Source organism: Mesorhizobium sp. M0239, assembly GCF_040321815.1.
In the GTDB taxonomy this organism is placed as follows: Bacteria; Pseudomonadota; Alphaproteobacteria; order Rhizobiales; family Rhizobiaceae; genus Mesorhizobium.
In genome coordinates this window covers 1-1,000 of the sequence record NZ_JAMYSG010000100.1, presented here as the reverse complement: position 1 = coordinate 1,000, position 1,000 = coordinate 1, and the positions used below count along the sequence as shown (strand labels likewise).

Below are 1,000 nucleotides of genomic sequence, written 5' to 3'. Positions count from 1 at the left end.
CGAGAAGATCCTGGCACGGCTGCGCTCGCCGGCCGGACCAGGCCGGCCTGCCTACAATTCGTTGGTGATGTTCAAGGCGCTTCTGCTGCAGTCCTTGTATGGACTGTCGGACAGCGAACTGGAGGAGGCGCTCGCCGATCGGCTGTCGTTCCGCCGCTTCGTTGGGCTGACGCTCGAAGAGACGGTGCCCGACCACACCACGCTCAACCGCTTTCGCAATCGTCTCGTCGAGGCGGGGCTTCTGGAGAAGCTGTTTGGCGAACTGGACCGTCAGTTGGACAAGGCCGGGCTGATCCTGCGGCGCGGTACGATGCTCGATGCCACGGTGATCGAGACGGCGGCGGCACGGCCACCCAGTGGAACGGCGCACGAGGCCGGCGAGGCTGGCGATCCCGATGCCGGCTTTACACGCCGGCAGGGCAAGCCTGGCTCCTCCTATGGCTACAAGGCCCATGTCGGTGTCGACCAGGGCTCTGGCCTGATCCGCCGGGTGAGAACGACAGCGGCCAACGTCAACGACACGGTCGAGGCAGATCATCTGATCTGTGGCGACGAAGGCGCAGTGCTGGCGGATGCGGCCTATCACACCAAGGCGCGCCAGGTATTGCTGAGGGAGCGCGGGATCAAGCCAAGACTGATGCGGCGCGCCAACAAGCATCATCCGCATCTGCCAGCGCGCCTGAAGCATTTCAACCGGCTCATTGCGCGGCAACGCTTCGCCGTCGAGACGACCTTTGCCACCTTGAAGAACCGCATGCGGCTTTGCGCCATCCGCTACCGCGGCTTGGCCAAGGCGGCAGGACAGATCCTCATCGCCGCCATGGCCTTCAACATGCGCCGCTGGGTGACGCTGGCGACCTAATACAGGGTCGCATTGCGCCCGAAATCCGCCGAACCCGTCAAACCCCAGCCAATCCGGCCTCAAACCCGAGCCGCAAGGCACCCCACATTGGCCTGACCCTCCCTCCTTGCCCCTATAACTTAATAACGCAACGGGCCC

1 protein-coding gene is annotated in these 1,000 nt (G+C 64.3%); it reads left to right on the top strand.

The features are described 5' to 3' along the window. A partial coding sequence (locus NKI99_RS33755; protein WP_352613748.1) for an IS5 family transposase occupies positions 1-862 on the top strand: 862 nt, incomplete at its 5' end. Positions 863-1,000 lie beyond the last annotated feature (138 nt).